The following is a 19,020-nucleotide window of genomic DNA, read 5'->3' on the forward strand; positions in this document are numbered from 1 at the left end:
CTCCGGGCGCTTCCCTTCGGTCTTGCGTCTCCGACTCTACCAGATCTTTCCGATCCGATTTCCTCGGTGCTTTCCAGGTTCCCGCTTCCGCGTTTTCCTTTCCGGCGCTTCCGACTCTATCAGATCCTTTCGGCCTGATCCCCAGTCAGAAGGGGGTTGTCGTCACGGCTGTTGGGCCGTTCCGACGTCTCCAACCTTAGCGCGCTCTCGCGGCGAGTCCAAAATCGGAGTCATCGACTGCCGATCAAGTTCTCGCCCCCCATTCGAATTGAATTCGGGCACGCCGAAATCAACCCCGTCGGGAGAGATCTTGCTGATGATTGGGTGCCGCTCGTGCGGCGGAAGTGCCGTCGCAGAACCGTTACGGCTCCGCGGCAACCCGAAGAACTCTACGGATCGTGCAGATGGCTGTCAAGCAGCCCCTGTCAAGATCTTTTACGTGCCGCGTCAGTCCAGGTCGGAGAGGCGCCCGCCGGCGTCCGGCTGGGCGTGCTCCACCCTGCGCAGCAGGCGCGTGAGGACCTCGCCGAGGGCTGTGCGCTCCTGCGCGGAGAGGTCCTGAAGGAGGTCCTCCTCGAAGACCGTCGCCAGACGCATCGCCTCCAGCCACTTCTCCCGCCCTTCCGGTGTCAGCTCCACGATCACGCGTACGCGGTTGGACTCGTCCCGTTCCCGGGTGACCAGACCTTCGGTGACCATGCGGTCGATCCGGTGGGTCATGGCGGCCGGGGTCAGACCGAGGCGCTTGGCGAGGTCGCTCGGGCCCATGCGGTACGGGGCGCCGGACAGGACGAGGGCCTTGAGGACCTCCCACTCGGCGTTGCTGATGCCGAGGGCGGCGGTCTGGCGGCCGTACGCCACGTTCATGCGGCGGTTCAGACGGGACAGCGCCGACACGATCTTCTCGACCTGGGGATCGAGGTCCTGGAACTCGCGCTGGTAAGCGGCGATCTGCTCTTCGAGGGTCGGCTCGCCGGCCCCGGGGGTGTCGGCCATGGGCGGCAGTATCGCACGCCCTCGCTTTGCCTCGAAGTCCTTCGATGTGTACTCTTTAGCATCGAACTTTAGCTTCGAAGTATTCACTCCTAACTAGTGAGAGAGGTGAACGTGACCAGGGCGATGGGCACGGCGATGCGCCGGATCCACGTGGGCAACGCACTCAGCGCGTTCGGACTCGGCTTCACGGTTCCCTATCTGTACGTCTATGTGGCGCAGGTGCGGGGGCTGGGGGCCATGACGGCGGGGCTCGTGCTCGCCGTCTTCGCCGTGGCCGCGCTGATCGTGCTGCCGTTCGCCGGGCGGGCCATCGTCCGGCGCGGCCCGCTTCCGGTGCTGCTCGCCGCCCTGGTCGCCGCCGCCGTCGGCGCGCTGGGCCTGGGGGTGTCGGGCAGCGCGGCGACCGTCCTGCTGTCGGCGGCCGTGCTGGGGGCCGGGCAGGCCGTGATGCAGCCGGCGCTGGCGACGATGATCGTGGACTGCTCGTCGGCGCAGACCCGGTCGCGGGCGTTCGCGATGCAGTTCTTCCTGCAGAACCTGGGGCTCGGCATCGGCGGGCTCATCGGGGGGCATCTCGTCGACACCACGCGCGTCTCGTCCTTCACGCTGCTCTTCGCGATCGAGGCGGCGATGTTCCTGCTGCTGGTCGTGGTGATGGCGACCGTGCGGACGCCGCACTCGCCGCGGATCGAGGACGCGCCGGCGGGCTCGGCCAAGGGCAGCTGGAGGCAGTTGGCGGGCAACCGGGCCATGGTGCAGCTGTGCGTGCTGGGCTTCGTGCTGTTCTTCGCCTGCTACGGGCAGTTCGAGTCGGGGCTGAGCGCGTACGGCGTCGAGGCCGCCGGGATCTCGACGTCGGCGCTGGGGACGGCGCTCGCGGCGAACACGCTGATGATCGTGGTGGCGCAGTTCGCGGTGCTGCGGTTCGTGGAGCGGCGCAGCCGGTCGCGGGTGATCGCGGCCGTGGGGCTGATCTGGGCCCTGGCCTGGGCCGTGGCCGGATACGCGGGGCTCGGGAACGGAAGCCAGGAGATGGCCACCGCCGCGTTCGTCTCGACGTACGCCCTGTTCGGGCTGGGTGAGGCGATGCTGTCGCCGACGGTCGCCCCGCTGGTCGCCGATCTCGCGCCGGCCGGGATGGCGGGGCAGTACAACTCCGCCTTCGCCCTGGTGAAGCAGCTGGCGCTGGCCGTGGGGCCGGCGGTGGGCGGGCCGCTCGGGGCGTCGCTGCACGCGCCGTACATCGTGGCGTTCCTGCTGTTCTCGCTGGCGATCACGGTGCTCGCCATGCGGCTCGGCCGGGAGCTGACGGACGCGCAGGACCGGCCGTGGGTGGCGAGGAGCCGCGTGGTGGCGCGTGGCGGGGAGCCCGTGTCGGCCGAGGTGTGAGGGGGCGTGGCTGCCCCGGACGAGCGGTAGCCCGTCCGGGGCAGCCGCGTATCCGCAGGCGGGCTCATGCGCGCGGCAGCGCGAACTCGCACCAGACCGCCTTGCCGCCCCCCGGCGTCCGTCTGCACCCCCAGTTCGACGCGATCGTCGCGACGATGGCGATGCCCCGTCCCGACTCGTCGCCCGGTTCCGCCCGGCGGCGTCTGGGCAGGTGGTCGTCGCCGTCGGTGACCTCGATGATCAGGCGCCGGTCGGTGCGGCGCAGGCGCAGGCGCATGGGGGGCGTGCCGTGCTGGAGGGAGTTGGCGACCAGTTCGCTGGTGGCCAGGACGCCCAGGTCGTGCAGGTCGGCGGTGAAGCGCCAGCTGGTCAGGACGCCGGAGGCGAAGGCACGCGCGCGGGGGGCCGCCTCCACACCGCCCAGGAGCTCCAGGGCCGCGTTGCGGAAGAGCTCGCCGTCCGGGCCGGTGCGGACCGGGTGCTGGAGGACCAGCACGGCCACGTCGTCGTCGTGGTCGGCCGTGACGCCGGCCGAGCGGACCAGGCGGTCGCAGACCACCTGGGGGGTGCCGGTGGCGCCGGCCAGGGCGCGTTCCAGGGCGGCGATGCCCTCGTCCAGGTCCTCGTTGCGGCGCTCCACCAGGCCGTCGGTGTAGAGGACGGCCGTCGAGCCGGGGCCGAGGGGGACCGAACCCGAGGCGTGCATCCAGCCGCCGGTGCCGAGCGGGGGGCCGGTCGGTTCGTCGGCGCGCAGGACGGTGCCGTTCTCGTCGCGGACCAGGATGGGGAGGTGGCCCGCGGAGGAGTACACCAGCCGCCCCTCGTTCGGGTCGTGGATGGCGTACACGCACGTGGCGATCTGGTTGGCGTCGATCTCCGTGGCGAGGCCGTCCAGGAGCTGGAGGACCTCGTGCGGGGGGAGGTCGAGGCGGGCGTAGGCGCGGACCGCCGTGCGGAGCTGGCCCATGACGGCGGCGGCGCGGACGCCCCGGCCCATGACGTCGCCGATGACCAGGGCCGTGCGGCCGCCGCCGAGGGTGATCACGTCGTACCAGTCGCCGCCGACCGCGGCCTCCGTGCCGCCGGGGTGGTAGGTGGCGGCGATGCGCAGGTCGTCGGGTTGTTCGAGTTCCTGCGGCAGGAGGGAGCGCTGGAGGGTGACGGCCGTCTCGCGCTGGCGGCGCTCGCTGGCCCGCAGGCGTTCGGCGGCTTCGGCGTGGTCGGTGACGTCGGTGGCGAAGACGAGGACGCCCCGGCCGCCGCCGTCTCCTTCGGTGACCGGGGTGCAGGTGAAGGTGTAGGAGCGGCCGTCGGGGGCCTTGCGGGACTTCACCGTACGGGGCCGGCCGCTGCGCAGGACCTGGTCGAGCAGCGGCAGCAGGCCGAGTTCGCGCAGCTCGGGCAGGGCCTCGCGCGCGCGGGCGCCGAGCGGGCGGACGCCGAAGGCCGCCGTGTAGGCGCCGTTGACGTAGGCGATGCGGTGGTCGGGGCCGTGGACCAGGGCGGCGAGGGACGGGACGCGGTCGAGGACCTCGCGGACGCGCAGGTCGTCGACGGCGGGGACGGACGGCGGCCCGTCGGCCGGTTGTTCGGCGCGGGCCGCGGGCAGGGAGTCCTCCCCCCGCCGGCCCGGGGAGAGCGTCTGTTCGGTCCGCGCTGCGGCGCGGCGCTGCGTTCCGGGGAGCCGGGCGCTCCAGCGCGTGAAGTTCACGAATCCTTGCCTCGTGCTAGTCGTCGGAGGCCGGCACCGGAACCGGCCGGGGCCCGGGGGCCGCACCGGGGTGAGCGGTGGCCCGCCCGCGGTGGTGGTGGACCAGTCTGGCAGTGCGCCGGCCGGGCCAACATCCGTCAGACGCCGGGCCGGCCGGTGGAGTTCCTGGGTCCGGTCAGGACGACCCCTTCGGGTTGCCCGGGGGGTCCTGGGAAGGCTTTCCACCGGCCGCGAGTTCGAACTCCGCCCGGGGGTGTTCGAGTGAACCCAGGGAGACGATCTCCCGTTTGAAGAGCCCGGCCAGGGTCCATTCGGCGAGCACCCGCGCCTTGCGGTTGAAGGTGGGCACGCGGCTGAGGTGGTAGGCGCGGTGCAGGAACCAGGCGGGGTAGCCCTTGACCTTGCGTCCGTAGACGTGCGCGACGCCCTTGTGGAAGCCGAGGGAGGCGACCGATCCGACGTACCGGTGGGCGTACGTCTCCAGGGGCTCGCCGCGCAGGGCGTGCGCGATGTTGTCGCCGAGGAGCCTGGCCTGGCGGACGGCGTGCTGGGCGGTGGGCGCGCACTCCCGGCCGGCTTCGCCGGCGGTGACGTCGGGGACGGCGGCGGCGTCCCCGGCGGCCCACGCGTGCGGGGCGCCCTCGACCGCGAGCTCGGCGGTGCACCGCAGGCGTCCGCGTCCGGTGCGCGGCAGGTCGGTGGCGGCCAGGACCGGGTGGGGTTTGACGCCGGCCGTCCACACGACCGTACGGGTGGGGAAGCGGGCGCCGTCGCTGAGGACGGCCACCCGGTCCGCGCAGGACTCCAGCCGGGTCTCCAGGCGCACGTCGATGTTGCGGCGGCGCAGCTCGGTGACCGTGTAGCGGCCCATGTCCGCGCCGACCTCGGGCAGGATGCGGTCCGAGGCCTCGACGAGGATCCACTTCATGTCCTCGGGCCGGATGTTGTGGTAGTAGCGCGCGGCGTAGCGGGCCATGTCCTCCAGCTCGCCGAGCGCCTCCACGCCGGCGTACCCGCCGCCGACGAAGACGAAGGTGAGGGCGGCGTCCCGGACGGCGGGGTCGCGGGTGGAGGAGGCGATGTCCATCTGTTCCAGGACGTGGTTGCGCAGGCCGATGGCCTCCTCGACGGTCTTGAAGCCGATGCCGTGGTCGGCGAGGCCCGGGACCGGGAGGGCGCGCGAGACCGAGCCGGGCGCGAGGACGAGTTCGTCGTAGGTCAGCCGCCGTCCGGCGGTTCCCTCCTGCCCGGTGGCGAGGGTGGTGACGACGGCGGTGCGCCGGGCGTGGTCGACGGCCCGGACCTCGCCGATGATCACGTCGCAGTGGCCGAGGACCCGGCGCAGCGGTACGACGACGTGGCGCGGCGAGATGGCGCCGGCGGCCGCTTCGGGGAGGAACGGCTGGTACGTCATGTACGGGTCGGGCGTGACGACCGTGATCTCGATCCCGCCCCGCCTCAGTTCCTGTTTCAGTCGCTTCTGCAGGCGCAGGGCCGTGTACATCCCGACGTAGCCACCGCCGACAACGAGAATGCGCGCACGTTCCTTCACCCTCCCATGACGCACCCGGCGCTTGCGTTTGTCCACAGCCCCGACGAATTGTGTGACCGCGCGGCGCGGGCGCGCGGTACCGGGCCGTCCGCCGCGGCGCGCGTCAGGGGCGCAGGTCAGCGAGAGTTCGCAGAGGGCGTGCGGAGGAAGCAATCGGGACGTATGCGGCCCGTGCTCCGATCGGGGGGCGCTCCGTGCGGAACCTGCCCCTTCTGAATTGACTCCCTCTCAACTATGTTCGTGTCAACGGGGTGTAGGGGGATGCGCTCATCGGGTCCGCGACGGGCGGGTTCGTGATCCGGGCCCGTTCCGACACGCTCCGGCTTTCGATGACGGGGAGTCTCCGGGGGGAGACGTCATTACCGGGGGAATGCTTATGCATGTTCAGGACTCGCACTGGTCGTCCGCGTCCGCCATCGCGACGGGCGGCATGACGATGAGCGCGGCGGCGGGCGACGGACGCGCGGACGGGGCGCGGACGACACCGCTGCGGGTGGACGCGCAGCGCAATCTGGAGCACGTCCTGCGGGCGGCGCGCGAGGTCTTCGGCGAGCTGGGGTACGGCGCGCCGATGGAGGACGTGGCGCGGCGCGCGCGGGTCGGCGTCGGCACGGTGTACCGGCGTTTCCCGAGCAAGGACGTCCTGGTGCGGCGGATAGCCGAGGAGGAGACCTCCCGGCTGACCGACCAGGCGCGTACGGCGCTCGGCCAGGAGGACGAGCCGTGGTCGGCGCTGTCGCGCTTCCTGCGCACGTCGGTGGCCTCCGGTGCCGGGCGGCTGCTGCCGCCGCAGGTGCTGCGGGTCGGGGTTGCCGAGGAGCAGTCGGCGCGGGTGCCGCAGCAGCGGACCCAGCCCGGCTCGGGTGAGCTGCGGCTGGTGCCCGAGCAGCCGGCGGCTCCCGCGCCGGAGGACGACGCGGGGGCGGCGGCTCTGCTGGAGGTCGTCGGCCAGCTCGTGGAGCGGGCGCACGCGGCGGGTGAGCTGCGGCCGGACGTGTCGGTGTCGGACGTCCTGCTGGTGATCGCGACGGCCGCGCCCTCGCTGCCGGACGCGGCGCAGCAGGCGGCCGCCTCGGCGCGGCTCCTGGACATCCTGCTGGAGGGCCTGCGGTCCCGGCCGGCGTGAGACCGAGACCGGGGCGTCCGTCCCGCGCCGCTCGCGCACCCGCGGGGCGTGCGGCGCGGGGGTGACGGCGGGGCGTGGACGTCGCGCAGCCCGTGCACCCCTCGGGGGGTTTCCGGTCCCGCCGGCCGGGCGGCCCCGCGTCTCTCGCCGGGGCGAGAGACGGGCCCTCCCCGAACGGGTGGCGATCGGTACGACCGTGCGGCGAGGCCCCGCGGACGAGTGGCGGTCCGTCCTGCGGGGCCTGGCCGGAAGCCGGTCGGGACACTCCGGCCCGCTGTCCGAGGCCGGTGGGTCAGCCGGCGGGGGCCTTGCGCGACGGACGCGGATGGACGCGGACGGGCGCGGGCGGACGCGGCGAGTCGCACGGCCACGCCGGCACCGCGGCGTCGGCCGGCCGGGCGGGCGCAGCCGGCGGTCACCCGTTCCCGGGTGTGCTGCCGCAGGACACCGGCGCCGGGGCCGCGCAGACCGACACGGGCGCCGCGCAGACCGACGCGGGCGTCCTCACGCTCGCCGCGCCGCGGCCCCCGCACCCAGCGCACCCCGCTGCGGCGCGATCCCCGCGGGGACGGCCCGCGCGCGGGCGGGCGTGCCCGTCCAGCACGTGCCCCGGCGGGACAGCAGGCGGCGGAGCCAGAGTTCCAGGGAGACCAGGTCCGCCAGCCCGTCCACGGGCAGTGGTTCACCGGCCGCCGCTCCCCGCAGGGCCTTGCGCACCACCCGGGCCTCCACCAGCCCGGCCTCCGCCAGCAGCGGTGTCTCGAACAGCGCCAGCAGGGAGTCCGCGGCCACCCGCAACCCGGTACGCGCGGCGGTCGCCGCCGTCGCCTGGGTCGGCGCGCCCCACCCGGGCGGCAGCTCCCGCACCCCGGCGCCCTCCAGCACCCTGCGCAGGATCGCCGCCCGCGCCCCCGGCTGCACCCGCAGCGCCTCGGGCAGCGCCCGCGCGGCCCGCACGACCTGGTTGTCGAGGAACGGCGCGTGCAGGCGCTGGAAGCGGACCTCCGCGGCCTGCTCCAGCACCCGCAGGTCCGCCGCGTACCGCGCCAGCGCCGCACGCGCGCGGAAGTCACCGGGCCGCTGCCCCGGCCCCACTTCGGCCCGATGCGTCGACGCCTGCAGGCGAACCGATACTTCAGCGAGTGCCTCTCCCGTCAGCCAGCGCGCCGCCGGCCCGGGTCTGCCCCAGGTGAGCGCGGCGAGCGAGGCCTCCACCGCGCCGCCGGTCCCGCCGGGGCCGTCGAGCCCGTCCGGGCGGTGATCCAGGAGACGTTCGGCCAGGGCCTCCAGCCCCGCCCGGTACGGCGTGCGGGCCAGCCGCCGCGCGGCCGCGTACACGCGCGCGGGGACTATCACGGAGCCGTCCGCCTTCGCCAGCGCGGCGACGGGCCGCACCAGGTGGCGCCGCTTGCGGTCCATCAGGAGGTCGGCCAGCCGCGCCGGGTGGGCGTCCAGCACCTGGCGGGCGCCGTACCCGGTGAAGTGGTCCGCGCTGCCCGAGGCCAGGCGCGCCCGGTGCCGCGCCGCCGTCACCAGGCACGCCCCCGGCTCGTCCGTCAGCGGCCCGTCGAGCTCGGCGTACGGCAGGGTCTCCTCGCCGCCTGCCACCACCACGTGGTGCAGGCGCGGGTTGGCCGCCAGCGCCCCCGCCCGTTCCAGTTCGGCCTCCCGCCCGTCGAGCGTCAGGTCGTTGAAGGTGACGGCCAGCAGCCGCTCGCCGGCGCCCGTGCCGTGGCCGAGCACGGTCCCCGGCATGCCCGGGAGGCCCGCCGCCAGCAGCGCGAGCGTCCCCGAGGCCGGTCCGCCCGACAGGTCGGACCCGATGCCCGCGACGGGCATCCCGCGCGCGGCACGCCGCTCGGCGGGTCCCATGCCGGGCACCGGCCCCGGGTCGATGTCGGTCCCGGGAACGTGCCGGGGCGCGGACAGCCGCGTGCGGACGGCCTCCACCAGCGCGTCGCGCACGGCGTCGACCGCGCTGTCCGGGTCGGCCGGGGGCGCGGCGACCGCGAGGGAGGCGACAGGCTCGTACCCGGCGATCTCCCGGGCCCCGGCGCGCAGGATCAGGGCGTGCCCCGGCGGAACGCGTTTCACGCCGTCGTACGGAGTGGAGTCGTGCAGGGCGGCGGGCACGTCCGGGGCCGCGAGCAGGGCGGCGAGGTGCCCGAAGTCGAGGTTGGCCTCGACGAGGTCGGCCAGCGGCAGGGCGGCCGTCGCGTACGCCGTACCGCCGGCCCAGGGGGTGTGGAAGACCGGGCGCGCGCCCGCCAGGTCGCCGCAGACGGTGATCCGCCGGCCGACCTGCACGACAGCCGTGTAGCTGCCCGGCCAGGCGGTCAGGTGCCGCAGTGCGCCCCCGCGCGCCGCGAACAGGGCGACGCGCAGCTGCTCGTCGCCGGCGCCGCAGATGCCGAGGACGGCGATGCGGGTCTGGCCGTCGGCCTGCACGACGCGCACCTCGTCGGGGCGCCAGTCGCCGACCGCCCACAGGGGATCGGGGCCGCCCCACAGGAGCTGGGAGCCCACCGGGTGCACCGTCTCGCCGTCGGGTCCCGCGTCGTACCCCGTGCCGTATCCGGTGGTTCCCGCGGAGCCGGCCCGGGCGGCTCCCGCGGCGGTGCTGCTCCATCCCACCAACCACCGCATCGACGCCTCCACAGGCTGTGGACAATCAGTGCACCGTACGAACCGGTTCACCATGCTGCCATGAAGGACACGCCGTAGAGGGTGCGTGAATCTGCTTGCGCTCCGGCGAACGCGCCCCGGCGTGCGCGTCCGCGCTCCGTCGGCTCGGGGATGCGCCGGGCCAACGTACTGCAAGGACAAGGCACTTCGCGGCGCGAATGCGCCCCCGTACGCGCCTCCGAGAACGCCCGACGCGCCCTCGAGTATCGTGGTAGAGGCGACGATTTCGCTCGGAGGGCGGGGTCTGTTTTCAGTCAAATCGAAGCCGCGGCGGCAACGCCGAACACGCTCCGTACAGGCTCTGCGCACCGCCCGGCGGTCGCGCGGCCCGGGAGACGGAGTGCGCCTCCCGGACCGTTCCGCCGCCCGCGGGGATGAAGGCGGCGGTGTCCCCCAGCCCACTGGATCCAGTACAGCGGGCCGACCCACGCACGGCCATGGAACCGCTCCCGTGATGGCCGGAGAAGAGCGCACGGGCGGGCGCACGGCCACACAACGGGAGCACGTCGCAACTGCGCGTATCGGACCCGCACTTCAGTACGGACCACAATCCCGCCATCCGGAACAATGCCCCTTAACGCTTGGGATGCGGCGAACTACGCTGGGTTTACGAATGCCGCGTGGTTATGCCAGTGCGGCAGCCGTCTGTGTCGAGGGGTGGCGCATGTCCAGGGAGCAACGCGGGCCGAACGAAAAACTCGGCGCCGTTCTCGCCCTCGCGGGAATCTCCAACGCGGGCCTCGCGCGGCGCGTCAACGACCTCGGCGCGCAACGCGGTCTGACACTTCGCTACGACAAGACGTCGGTGGCGCGCTGGGTGTCGAAGGGCATGGTGCCGCAGGGCGCCGCGCCGCACCTCATCGCCGCCGCCATCGGGCAGAAGCTGGGCCGTCCGGTGCCGCTGCACGAGATAGGGCTGGCGGACGCGGACCCCGCGCCCGAAGTGGGCCTGGCCTTCCCCCGGGACGTCGGGCAGGCGGTGCGGTCCGCGACGGAGCTGTACCGCCTCGACCTCGCCGGCCGCCGCGCCGGCTCCGGCGGCATCTGGCAGTCGCTGGCCGGCTCCTTCGCGGTGAGCGCATACGCAACACCCGCCTCACGGTGGCTGATAACCCCGGCCGACAGCTCGGTGGCGCGCGAGGCGAACCCGGCCGAGGGCGCCGGCGCACCGATCAAAGTCGGCCACAGCGATGTGCGCAAGCTCCGGGAGGCCGCCGAGGACGCGCGGCGCTGGGACTCCAAGTACGGCGGCGGGGACTGGCGTTCGTCGATGGTCCCCGAGTGCCTGCGGGTGGAGGCCGCCCCCCTGCTGCTCGGCTCCTACTCCGACGAGGTCGGCCGGGCCCTGTTCGGCGCCGCCGCCGAACTCACCCGCCTGGCCGGCTGGATGGCCTTCGACACGGGCCAGCAGGAAGCGGCCCAGCGCTACTACATCCAGGCCCTGCGCCTGGCCCGCGCGGCCGCGGACGTCCCCTTGGGCGGCTACGTCCTGGCCTCCATGTCCCTGCAGGCCACCTACCGCGGTTTCGGCGACGAGGGCGTCGACCTCGCCCAGGCCGCCCTGGAACGCAACCGGGGCCTGGCCACGGCCCGCACCATGAGCTTCTTCCGCCTCGTCGAGGCCCGCGCCCACGCGCGCGCGGGCGACGCCCAGGCGGCCGGCGCGGCCCTGAAGGCCGCCGAGAGCTGGCTGGAGCGCGCCCGCCCCGGCGACCACGACCCGAGCTGGCTCGGCTTCTACTCCTACGACCGCTTCGCCGCCGACGCCGCCGAGTGCTACCGCGACCTCAAGGCGCCCCGCCAGGTCCGCCGCTTCACCGAGCAGGCGCTGTCGAGGCCGACGGAGGAGTTCGTCCGCTCGCACGGCCTGCGCCTGGTCGTCTCGGCCGTCGCCGAACTGGAGTCGGGAAACCTGGACGCGGCCTGCGAGCAGGGCGTGCGGGCGGTGGAGGTGGCCGGGCGCATCTCCTCGGCCCGCACCACCGAGTACGTCAAGGACCTCCTGCACCGGCTGGAGCCCTACGGCGACGAACCCCGCGTGGTCGAGCTGCGGGAGCGCGCCCGGCCGCTGCTGATGGCGCCGGCCTGAGAGTCGGCCGTCTCCCGGGTTTGAGGGCATTGTCAGTGGCGCAGTGCACTATCGAAGCCGGGAGGTGGAACAGGTGCGGGCCCAGATCGCATACGACTGTGACGTGCTGGTGATCGGCGGCGGGATCGTCGGCCTGTCGACGGCGTACGCGATCACGCGCGCCGCGCCGGGCACCCGCGTCACGGTGCTGGAGAAGGAGCCGGGCCCGGCCCGCCACCAGACGGGCCGCAACAGCGGCGTCATCCACAGCGGCGTCTACTACCGCCCCGGCTCCCTCAAGGCCCGCTACGCGGTGCGGGGCGCCGCCGAGATGGTCAAGTTCTGCGCCGAGTACGACATCGCCCACGCCGTCACCGGCAAGCTGATCGTCGCGACCGACCGCGCCGAGCTGCCCCGTCTGCACGCGCTCGTGCAGCGCGGCCGGGAGAACGGCATCCCGGTACGGGAGCTGGGCGCGGCCCAGATCGCGGAGTACGAGCCGGAGGTGCGGGGCCTGGCGGCCATACACGTCGGGACGACCGGCGTCTGCGACTTCGCCGGCGTGGCCCGCCGGCTGGCCGAGGCGTCCGGCGCGGACATCCGCCACGGCGCGAAGGCCGTACGCGTCGACCGGCGCCCCGAGCACGGTGTCGCCGTGCTCACCGGATCCGGGGACGTCGTACGCGGCCGGGTCCTGGTGAACTGCGCGGGCCTGCACTGCGACGAGATCGCGCGGCTGACCGGGGACGACCCCGGCATGCGGATCATCCCCTTCCGCGGCGAGTACTACGACCTCGCCCGGCCGGAGCTGGTCCGGGGCCTGGTGTACCCGGTCCCCGACCCGGCGTTCCCGTTCCTCGGGGTGCACCTCACGCGCGGGGTCCACGGAGACGTCCACGTCGGCCCCAACGCGGTGCCGGCGCTCGCCCGCGAGGGCTACGGCTGGAGCACGGTCCGCCCGCGCGAGCTGGGTGCGGCGCTGGGCTGGCCGGGATCGTGGCGCATGGCGCGGCAGCACTGGCGGTACGGGGCGGGCGAGTTGCGGCGTTCCCTGTCCAAAGGCGCTTTCACCGAGGCCGTACGCCGGTTGCTGCCCGCCGTGACGGAGGACGACCCCGCCGCGCGCGCGGCGGGGCCGGACGTCCCGGGTGCGGGTCAGGCCAGTGACAGCACCGTCGTCAGGACGTGGCGCAGGGTCGGTCCGGTCTCCTCGGCCGGGACCGGTTCCTGCGAGCGCCAGGCGACGAACCCGTCGGGGCGGACGAGGACCGCGCCGCCGGGGGGCGTGCCGTGCCGGGCCGTCCAGTTCACGTCGTCCTCGGGCGTCAGGTCGGCGTCGGCGGACGTGCCCACCCGGTAGGACGTCAGCGGGACCGACAGCTCCTCGGCGAGGCGGACGGCGCTCTCGTGCCAGGCGTTCGGGGTGGCGGTGTCCGCGTCGCTGAGCAGGACCAGGGAGCGTTCGTAGAGGTCGAGGGTGGAGACGCGTTCGCCGCGGTGCCTCATCCACAGGTGGGGCGCCCTGCTGCCGGGTTCGCCGGCCAGGGTCAGGGACTCGGGGACGACCGGGGTGGCCGGGTCGGCGCCCAGGACGGCGCCGCGCGGGTAGCGGTAGCCGAGGGCCACGTTGAGGATGCCGCCCTGGGGGCCGCCGCTCGTGCCGGGCGGCGGGGCGAAACCGGGGTGGCTGTGCTCCGCGGAGCGGGCGGCGGCCCGGGCGGTGGTCGCCTCCGCCACCGGGCGGCGCTCGGCGTCGTAGGTGTCCAGCAGCCCGTCACCCGCCCAGCCGCCGAGGACCGCGGCCAGTTTCCACGCGAGGTTGTGCGCGTCCTGGATGCCGGTGTTGGAGCCGAAGGCGCCCGTGGGGGACATCTCGTGCGCCGAGTCGCCGGCCAGGAAGACCCGGCCGGCGCGGTACTGACGGGCGACGCGCTGGGCGGCGTGCCAGGGCGCCTTGCCGGTGATCTCCACGTCGAGGTCCGGTACGCCGACCGCGCGGCGGATGTGGTCGGTGCAGCGCTCGTCGGTGAAGTCCTCCAGCGTCTCGCCCTTGTCGGGGTACCAGGGGGCGTGGAAGACCCAGTTCTCGCGGTTGTCCACGGGCAGCAGGGCGCCGTCGGCCTCCGGGTTGGTCAGGTAGCAGACGATGAAGTGGCGGTCGCCCACGAACTCGGCCAGGCGGTGGGAGCGGAAGGTGAGGCTGACGTTGTGGAACAGGTCGCCGGGGCCGCTCTGGCCGATGCCGAGCTGCTCGCGGACCGGGCTGCGGGGGCCGTCGGCGGCGACGAGGTAGTCGGCGCGGATGGTGGTGTGCTCACCCGACTGCCGGCTCTTGACCACCGCCGTGACACCGGTCGAGTCCTCCTCGAACGACTGCAGTTCGGTGGAGAAACGGATGTCGCCGCCGAGGCCCACGGCGTGGTCGAGGAGGACCGGTTCGAGATCGTTCTGGCTGCACAGGCACCAGGAGCTGGGGCTGAAGCGGGCCAGTCCGCCGCCCGGGTCGATGTCCCGCAGCAGCCACTCGCCCTCGTCGCCGACCAGGGTGGGCGTCTGCAGGATGCCGTGGTTCTCGGCCAGGGTGGCCGCGGCCTCGCGGATCCCCTGCTCGACGCCGGCGGCCCGGTACACCTCCATCGTGCGGACGTTGTTCCCGCGCCCGCGGGGGTGGATGGAGGTGCCGGCGTGACGCTCCACCAGCATGTGCCGTACCCCGAGCCGGCCCAGGAACACGGACGTCGACAGGCCCACGAGCGATCCGCCGACGACGAGGACCGGAACCTTGTGGACCGTGTCCCCGGCCCGATCGGCTCTTGCGTTCATCTTTCTCCTCCAGCGCGTGATGTCCGCCCACTCGGCCGGTTTCGGCCGGGGTCATCCATGCCCCGCGCGGCCGGAGCGCGGTGCACCGGGGATCACACTTCACCCGCTTAACCCGCTGCGTTCGCGCAGTGGCACGGCACGCCCGACGATCGTGATCACGGGCCGACGCACCGTCATGTGACGCGTCGGCCGCCTTCACCGTTCCTCCAGGAAGAGGTGCGCCTCAATGACGGTCTCTGCCGCTGTGTCGACGGTCCCGGACCGTGTCCCCCTCACCGTGTTCGACGGTTCCCGGGTGCGGGTCGTCCTGATGCTGGACATCCGCGACGGGACCCAGGCGGAGGTCCTGGACGCCTACGAGCGGATGTGCGACCGGGTCGCCGCCGTGCCGGGGCACATCAGCGACCAGCTGTGCCAGTCGCTGGAGAACCCCACCCAGTGGCTCATCACCAGCGAGTGGGAGAGCGCACCGGAGTTCCTCGCCTGGGCCAACAGCGAAGAGCACCTGGAAATGGTCCGTCCCCTGGAGCCCTACGTCCGCGGCACCCATTCGATGCGCTACTCGGTGCTGCGCGAGACGGCCGAGGCGGACGCCGGTCCGGGTGCGGCGGCCCGGGGCGCGCTGCAGCCCAGGCCGCGCATCGGCGACAACCTGGTCCGGCACGCCGTCACCTGGACCGTCAAGCCCGACAGCGTCGCCGAGGTCGCGGAGATCCTCTCCGGCTACACCTCGCCCGAGGTGCGGGTGGACGACACCACGCGGCTGCTGCGCACCTCCCTCTTCCTGCACGGCAACCGGATCGTCCGGGCGATCGAGGTGCAGGGCGACCTGCAGGCCGCCCTGCGCCACGTGGCCCGGCAGCCCGAGGTGCGCGCCGTCGAGGAGGCCCTCAACCCGCACCTCGAACAGGACCGTGACCTCACCGACCCGCGGTCCGCCCGGCTGTTCTTCACCCTGGCCGCGCTGCCCGCCGTCCACCACGTGATGTCCGGGCGTGGGGCGGGCGGTGAAACGGAGCGGTGCGCGCTGTACTACCCGGCCCGCCCCGGCGCCGGACCGGCGCTCGCCCGGCTGCTGGCGCGGCAGGGCGAGGCCACCGTGGGCGACCCGGACAGTCCGGTCGTCGCCTGCACCGTCTTCCACCGCGACGACCTCGTCGTACGGCTCGTCGACACGGCGGGCGCACCGGAGCGCGCGCCCGGGGCCGTCCTGGCCCTGCACGAGCCGGACGCCCTCGCCGAGGCCGGGCGGCTGCTGGACGCGGCCGCGCTCGGTGCCGACGGCCCCCCGGACGACCGGGCGCTGCCGAAGTTCCTCGCGCACGCCCGGATGCGGCCTCTGACCGACCGTCAGGCGCCGGCCTCCTGACCCCCCGCTCGCCCGACTTCAGGGAGTGACCGACATGGCAGAACAGCAGGCACGCATCGTCGACTTCGACGACATCCCGCCCAACCGGCGGCGCGGCGGCGACGTCCGGGCCCTGCTCACGCCCACGACCGCGGGGGCCACCAGCGGCTTCATGGGCGTGGCCGTCGTACGGCCCGGGGAACGCATCTCCGAGCACTACCACCCGTACTCCGAGGAGTTCGTGTACGTCACCGCCGGCGCCTTCGAGGTGGACCTGGACGACGTGCCGCATCCCCTGCGCGCCGGGCAGGGCCTGCTCATCCCCAAGGACGTGCGCCACCGCTTCCGCAACACCGGTGACGCCGAGGCGCGCCTCGTCTTCCACCTGGGTCCGCTGGCCCCCCGGCCGGACCTCGGGCACGTCGACACCGAGGAGACCGACGAGACCGCGCCGGCCGGGGTGGTGTCATGAACCGCCGGGTCGTCGTCACCGGCATAGGCGTCGTCGCCCCGGGCGGCATCGGCGCGGCCCGGTTCTGGGACCTGCTGGCCGGCGGGCGTACGGCGACGCGCCGGATCTCCCTGTTCGACCCGGCGGGCCTGCGCTCGCAGATCGCCGCCGAGTGCGATTTCGACCCGTCCGCGCACGGCCTGGACGGCGGGACGGTCCAGCGGTGCGACCGGTACGTGCAGTTCGCGCTGGTCGCCGCCGCCGAGGCGGTCCGCGACGCGGGCCTGGACACCACGCGCGAGGACCCCTGGCGCATGGGGGCCGTGCTCGGCACGGCGGTCGGCGGCACCACCCGCCTGGAGCACGACTACGTCCTGGTCAGCGAGGGCGGCTCGCGCTGGGACGTGGACCACCGGCGGGCCGAACCGCACCTGCACCGCGCCTTCGCCCCCAGCACGCTCGCCTCCACCGTCGCCGAGACCTTCGGCGCGCAGGGCCCGGTGCAGACCGTCTCCACCGGCTGCACGTCCGGGCTGGACGCGGTGGGGTACGCCTACCACGCCATCGCCGAGGGCCGTGCCGACGTGTGTCTGGCGGGCGCCTCGGACTCGCCGATATCGCCGATCACCATGGCGTGCTTCGACGCCATCAAGGCGACCTCGCCCAGCAACGACGACCCGGAGCACGCCTCCCGCCCCTTCGACGCCCGCCGCAACGGGTTCGTGATGGGCGAGGGCGGCGCGGTGCTCGTGCTGGAGGACCTGGAGCACGCCCGGGCCCGCGGCGCGGACGTCTACTGCGAACTCGCCGGCTACGCCACCTTCGGCAACGCCCACCACATGACCGGGCTCACCCGGGAGGGGCTGGAGATGGCGCGGGCCATCGACACCGCGCTGGACATGGCCCGCCTGGACGGCACGGACATCGACTACGTCAACGCGCACGGCTCCGGCACCCAGCAGAACGACCGGCACGAGACCGCGGCGGTCAAGCGGTCGCTGGGCGATCACGCCTACCGGACGCCGATGAGCTCGATCAAGTCGATGGTGGGCCACTCGCTCGGCGCGATCGGCTCGATCGAGGTCGTCGCCTGCGTCCTCGCCCTGGCGCACCAGGTAGTGCCGCCCACGGCCAACTACGAGACACCGGACCCCGAGTGCGACCTGGACTACGTGCCGCGCGAGGCACGCGAGCGGGAGCTGCGCAGCGTGCTGTCGGTGGGCAGCGGCTTCGGCGGCTTCCAGTCCGCGGTCGTGCTGACCGGGCCGGAGAGGAGGCTGAGATGAGCGCACCCCGCCGAGCGGTCGTCACCGGGCTCGGGGTGGTGGCACCCCACGGCATCGGCGCCGAGACGTTCTGGAAGACGGCCGTGGACGGCACCAGCAGCCTGGCCCTGATCGACCGGGAGGGCTGCGGCCACCTGCCCCTGAGGGTCGCCGGCCAGGTCCCCGACTTCGACCCGGCCGCCCTGATCGAGGACACCTACCTCGTCCAGACCGACCGCTTCACGCACTTCGCGATGTCGGCCACCCAGCTCGCCCTCGACGACGCCCGGCTGTCCCGCGCCGACATCGACTCGCCGTACTCGGTGGGCGTGGTGACGGCCGCGGGCTCCGGCGGCGGCGAGTTCGGCCAGCGCGAGCTGCAGAAACTGTGGGGCCAGGGCTCGAAGTACGTCGGCCCCTACCAGTCGATCGCCTGGTTCTACGCGGCGAGCACCGGCCAGATCTCCATCCGCGGCGGCTTCAAGGGCCCCTGCGGCGTGGTGGCCGCCGACGAGGCCGGCGGCCTGGACGCCCTCGCGCACGCCGCGCTGGCGGTACGGCGCGGCACCGCCACGGTCGTCGCCGGCGCGACCGAGGCCCCGCTGGCCCCGTACTCGATGGTCTGCCAGCTGGGTTACCCGGAGCTCAGCCGCAGCACCGACCCGGACCGGGCCTACCGCCCCTTCACCTCCGCCGCCTGCGGGTTCGCGCCCGCCGAGGGCGGGGCGATGTTCGTCCTGGAGGAGGAGCGCGCGGCACGCGAGCGCGGCGCCGACGCGCGGGCGACGGTGGCCGGCCACGCGGCCACGTTCACCGGCGCCTCCCGCTGGGAGGAGTCCAGGGCCGGCCTGGCGCACGCGATCGGCACGGCCCTGGCGGAGGCCGGCTGCCGTCCGCAGGACGTGGACGTCGTGTTCGCCGACGCCCTCGGCGTGCCGGAGGCCGACCGGGCCGAGGCCCTGGCCCTGGCCGACGCGCTCGGCCCGCACGCGCGGCGGGTCCCCGTCACCGCCCCGAAGGCGGGCATCGGCCGGGCGTTCTGCGCGGCCGCGGTGCTCGACGTGGCGACCGCGATGCTCGCCATGGAGCACGAGCTGATCCCGCCCACCCCCCATGTGCTCGACGTCTGCCACGACCTGGACCTGGTGGTCGGCCGGGCGCGTCCCGCCCAGCCGCGCACCGCACTGGTGCTCAGCCGCGGGCTCATGGGCAACAACTCGGCGCTCGTCCTGCGCAGGGGCGCCGCGCCGTTCCCCGAGTAAGTACCCCGAACAGGTGCCTCCCGTCCCCTTCGAGCGCGGGCACCAGAGTCAAGGAGCTCAACCACATGACCGACATGACCGAACGCGTGGGCACCCAGGTGACCTTCGAGGAACTGTCCGCCCTGATGAAGCGCACCGCGGGCGTGCACGTGGAACCGCCGGACCTGCGGGCGCGGGCCGAGGAGGGCTTCGACAGCTTCGGCCTGGACTCCCTGGGCCTGCTGGGCATCGTGGCCGAGCTGGAGAAGAAGCACGGCGTGGGACTGCCGGAGCAGGTGGAGCGCTGCAAGACGCCCGCGGAGTTCCTCGCGCAGGTGAACGCCACCCTCAAGACGGCGGTGTGA

The 19,020-nt window shown here is 74.0% G+C and carries 13 protein-coding genes and 1 pseudogene; 9 read left to right on the plus strand and 5 right to left on the minus strand.

What is annotated here, in order from left to right; all coding sequences use genetic code 11:
* Positions 1-447: 447 nt before the first annotated feature.
* Positions 448-996: a MarR family transcriptional regulator gene (locus AB0L29_RS31485; RefSeq protein ID WP_365832043.1), complete on the minus strand. Its 549-nt coding sequence runs from the start codon at positions 994-996 to the stop codon at positions 448-450.
* Between the two features lie 123 nt (positions 997-1,119).
* On the opposite strand from AB0L29_RS31485, the gene AB0L29_RS31490 reads away from it, so the two are divergent.
* Complete coding sequence (locus AB0L29_RS31490; RefSeq protein WP_365832132.1) at positions 1,120-2,385, plus strand: MFS transporter; 1,266 nt, start codon at positions 1,120-1,122, stop codon at positions 2,383-2,385.
* Between the two features lie 64 nt (positions 2,386-2,449).
* Here AB0L29_RS31490 and AB0L29_RS31495 read toward each other — a convergent pair whose 3' ends face one another.
* Complete coding sequence (locus AB0L29_RS31495) at positions 2,450-4,096, minus strand: SpoIIE family protein phosphatase (RefSeq protein ID WP_365832045.1); 1,647 nt, start codon at positions 4,094-4,096, stop codon at positions 2,450-2,452.
* Positions 4,097-4,271: 175 nt separating this feature from the next.
* The gene (locus AB0L29_RS31500; protein WP_365832047.1) at positions 4,272-5,648 is read right to left on the minus strand and encodes an NAD(P)/FAD-dependent oxidoreductase; all 1,377 of its coding nucleotides are present in this window, start codon (positions 5,646-5,648) and stop codon (positions 4,272-4,274) included.
* 376 nt (positions 5,649-6,024) lie between these two features.
* Between AB0L29_RS31500 and AB0L29_RS31505 the strand changes: the two genes are divergently transcribed.
* Positions 6,025-6,774 (plus strand): helix-turn-helix domain-containing protein, encoded by a 750-nt coding sequence (locus AB0L29_RS31505; RefSeq protein ID WP_365832049.1) that lies wholly within the window; start codon positions 6,025-6,027, stop codon positions 6,772-6,774.
* Positions 6,775-7,278: 504 nt separating this feature from the next.
* Here the strand turns inward: AB0L29_RS31505 and AB0L29_RS31510 are convergent.
* The gene (locus AB0L29_RS31510) at positions 7,279-9,420 is read right to left on the minus strand and encodes an asparagine synthase-related protein (RefSeq protein WP_365832051.1); all 2,142 of its coding nucleotides are present in this window, start codon (positions 9,418-9,420) and stop codon (positions 7,279-7,281) included.
* A gap of 703 nt (positions 9,421-10,123) precedes the next feature.
* Here AB0L29_RS31510 and AB0L29_RS31515 point away from each other — a divergent pair.
* Both AB0L29_RS31515 and lhgO read left to right on the plus strand, forming a co-directional pair.
* Positions 10,124-11,548: an MFS transporter gene (locus tag AB0L29_RS31515; RefSeq protein WP_365832053.1), complete on the plus strand. Its 1,425-nt coding sequence runs from the start codon at positions 10,124-10,126 to the stop codon at positions 11,546-11,548.
* Positions 11,549-11,591: 43 nt separating this feature from the next.
* A pseudogene (lhgO, locus tag AB0L29_RS31520) lies at positions 11,592-12,662 on the plus strand (L-2-hydroxyglutarate oxidase); the annotation flags it as partial.
* 20 nt (positions 12,663-12,682) lie between these two features.
* On the opposite strand, the gene AB0L29_RS31525 reads toward lhgO, so the two are convergent.
* Complete coding sequence (locus AB0L29_RS31525; protein WP_365832055.1) at positions 12,683-14,350, minus strand: FAD-dependent monooxygenase; 1,668 nt, start codon at positions 14,348-14,350, stop codon at positions 12,683-12,685.
* Between the two features lie 226 nt (positions 14,351-14,576).
* On the opposite strand from AB0L29_RS31525, the gene AB0L29_RS31530 reads away from it, so the two are divergent.
* The 5 genes from AB0L29_RS31530 (at position 14,577) to AB0L29_RS31550 (ending at position 19,020) form a co-directional block, all read left to right on the plus strand.
* Positions 14,577-15,719 (plus strand): SchA/CurD-like domain-containing protein, encoded by a 1,143-nt coding sequence (locus tag AB0L29_RS31530; protein WP_365832057.1) that lies wholly within the window; start codon positions 14,577-14,579, stop codon positions 15,717-15,719.
* A 34-nt stretch (positions 15,720-15,753) separates the two neighbouring features.
* Complete coding sequence (locus AB0L29_RS31535) at positions 15,754-16,170, plus strand: cupin domain-containing protein (RefSeq protein WP_365832059.1); 417 nt, start codon at positions 15,754-15,756, stop codon at positions 16,168-16,170.
* On the plus strand, positions 16,167-17,435 hold the full coding sequence (locus tag AB0L29_RS31540; RefSeq protein ID WP_365832061.1) for a beta-ketoacyl-[acyl-carrier-protein] synthase family protein: 1,269 nt from the start codon (positions 16,167-16,169) through the stop codon (positions 17,433-17,435). The genes AB0L29_RS31535 and AB0L29_RS31540 overlap by 4 nt, the downstream gene beginning before the upstream one ends.
* A complete protein-coding gene (locus tag AB0L29_RS31545) occupies positions 17,432-18,676 on the plus strand; it encodes a ketosynthase chain-length factor (protein WP_365832063.1) in 1,245 nt (414 codons plus the stop codon). The genes AB0L29_RS31540 and AB0L29_RS31545 overlap by 4 nt, the downstream gene beginning before the upstream one ends.
* Before the next feature lie 65 nt (positions 18,677-18,741).
* A complete protein-coding gene (locus AB0L29_RS31550) occupies positions 18,742-19,020 on the plus strand; it encodes an acyl carrier protein (RefSeq protein ID WP_365832064.1) in 279 nt (92 codons plus the stop codon).

Origin of the sequence: Streptomyces sp. NPDC052701 (assembly GCF_040678355.1) — a bacterium.
Lineage (GTDB): Bacteria > Actinomycetota > Actinomycetes > Streptomycetales > Streptomycetaceae > Streptomyces.

Excerpts from the sequence above, each read along its gene's own strand:
- AB0L29_RS31485 (WP_365832043.1), bottom strand. The coding sequence starts at position 996 with ATGGCCGACACCCCCGGGGCCGGCGAGCCGACCCTCGAAGAGCAGATC.
- AB0L29_RS31490 (WP_365832132.1), top strand. The coding sequence starts at position 1,120 with ATGGGCACGGCGATGCGCCGGATCCACGTGGGCAACGCACTCAGCGCG.
- AB0L29_RS31505 (WP_365832049.1), top strand. The coding sequence starts at position 6,025 with ATGCATGTTCAGGACTCGCACTGGTCGTCCGCGTCCGCCATCGCGACG.
- AB0L29_RS31510 (WP_365832051.1), bottom strand. The coding sequence starts at position 9,420 with ATGCGGTGGTTGGTGGGATGGAGCAGCACCGCCGCGGGAGCCGCCCGG.
- AB0L29_RS31515 (WP_365832053.1), top strand. The coding sequence starts at position 10,124 with ATGTCCAGGGAGCAACGCGGGCCGAACGAAAAACTCGGCGCCGTTCTC.
- AB0L29_RS31525 (WP_365832055.1), bottom strand. The coding sequence starts at position 14,350 with ATGAACGCAAGAGCCGATCGGGCCGGGGACACGGTCCACAAGGTTCCG.
- AB0L29_RS31530 (WP_365832057.1), top strand. The coding sequence starts at position 14,577 with ATGACGGTCTCTGCCGCTGTGTCGACGGTCCCGGACCGTGTCCCCCTC.
- AB0L29_RS31535 (WP_365832059.1), top strand. The coding sequence starts at position 15,754 with ATGGCAGAACAGCAGGCACGCATCGTCGACTTCGACGACATCCCGCCC.
- AB0L29_RS31540 (WP_365832061.1), top strand. The coding sequence starts at position 16,167 with ATGAACCGCCGGGTCGTCGTCACCGGCATAGGCGTCGTCGCCCCGGGC.
- AB0L29_RS31545 (WP_365832063.1), top strand. The coding sequence starts at position 17,432 with ATGAGCGCACCCCGCCGAGCGGTCGTCACCGGGCTCGGGGTGGTGGCA.
- AB0L29_RS31550 (WP_365832064.1), top strand. The coding sequence starts at position 18,742 with ATGACCGACATGACCGAACGCGTGGGCACCCAGGTGACCTTCGAGGAA.